The sequence below is a fragment of the Massilia sp. P2_C2 genome (assembly GCF_056404615.1).
In genome coordinates, this window is the sequence record NZ_JBFUDR010000572.1 from 1 (window position 1) to 1,612 (window position 1,612).

The window sequence follows — 1,612 nt, forward strand, 5'->3', positions numbered from 1 at the left end:
GTTTTTGGATGAAATCGAGGCGCTGTCGCYGCGTGCCCAGGTGGTTTTACTACGTTTTCTGCAGGACTCGTCGTTCCGCTCGATAGGCGACGAACAGCCGCGCCGGGCGGATGTGCGCGTCATCTCGGCATCGAATGTCAGCCTGCGTGAGCTTGTCGACCGGGGCGAATTCCGTCCGGACCTGTTGTTTCGCCTGGACGTCCTGCCGATCCGGCTGCCGGCGCTGCGCGAACGTCCGGACGATTTTGCGCTGCTGGCGTCGCATCTGCTCGCCAAGGCGGCACGTTCGGAGAATGGCAATCCCAAGACCCTTGCACCGGCAGCACTTGAGTTGCTGGGCACGTACTCGTGGCCCGGCAACGTGCGTGAGCTGGAACATGTGCTGTTGCGAGCACATTTGCTGAGCGCAGGCGCGGTGATCGAGACGGACGATCTGCTGCGGTGCTTCCCTGAGCTTGCTCGTGAACCGGGGCATGGCATCAAGATCGACCGCAACCAGCTGCATGAGGAAAAGCTGCGTGCAGTGCATGAAGTGGAACGCCGCTTCGTCGAGCGGGCACTGGCACAAACCAACGGTAACATCAGTGAAGCCGCCCGGCTGTGTGAAATGGAGCGCGCGACCTTGAGCAAGCTGGCGAAGAAGCACGGCGTCAGCCGTTAGCCTGGCGTGTCATCCCGGCTGGCCCGTGTCGCTCCCGACACATCGACGCTCCGGCGTCGATTTCGATGGCGTCAGCGTGTGCGTTGCAYGCGTGCCTGTGTCGCTTCTTACTCAGCCCAGCCCGACACCGTTGCGTCAAACCGAAGCAAATCAATAGCTTGAGGATGGGGCTGCGTTGGCATGGTTCATGCTGCAATGTTGCCATGACCTCCAGCACACCTACGGTTACGAATGTCGCGGAGACGATCCTGCGCTACGTCGCCGCACACCCTGAAGCTTGCGATTCCCTCGAAGGAATCTGCGACTGGTGGCTCGCGCGCCAGCGCCGGGACGATGCGACACGCGAGGTGGCCGCCGCACTCCAGTATCTGGTTGCGTGTGGCCAGATCGAAGCCGCAACCGGGCCCGGTGGGCGGACCGTGTATCGGGCAGCCCGACCGACGGCCAATCGACCGAATTAACCATGGACCACCACCACGACAACACCAGGCTGCAAGCGCCCGACTTCCAGATGGAAGAGCTGTGGAATGCGCTCGGTCGCCTGGACCGCATGCTTGACGCAGCGATCGCCGCGTTCGACGCCGCGGCGTCATCGTCGGCGTCCGGCCGTGCGGAGCCATACCAGGGCCCTTACGTGTCGCAGGGAGATGCGCAGCGGCCCGTCAAATGCAAGCCAGGTAAATCGTCGTTGGCGTGTGGCGATCCTGCCATGCCCGCGACTGCGTCGCAGGAAATGCGGCTGTTGTGGCTGCAGCAGGCGTTCGGACTCGACATGATCGACCTGGACATCGTCCTGATCGCGCTCGCCCCGGAGGTCGACCTGCGCTACGAGCGGCAGTTTGCATATCTGCAGGGCGAGCCGGGACGGCGTCCCCCGACGGTGGACCTGGTGCTGAACCTGCTCTGTGCTTCGCGCGATACCAAGCTCATGGCGCGCGGGCGCTTCGCTCC

At 63.5% G+C, this 1,612-nt stretch carries 2 protein-coding genes; both read left to right on the forward strand.

The features are described from left to right. A partial coding sequence (locus tag AC1DYX_RS30935; RefSeq protein ID WP_477266021.1) for an AAA-type ATPase lid domain-containing protein occupies window positions 1–661 on the forward strand: 661 nt, incomplete at its 5' end. Between the two features lie 463 nt (window positions 662–1,124). Beyond that, window positions 1,125–1,612: hypothetical protein (locus AC1DYX_RS30940; RefSeq protein ID WP_477266023.1), on the forward strand; the 488-nt coding region annotated here is incomplete at its 3' end.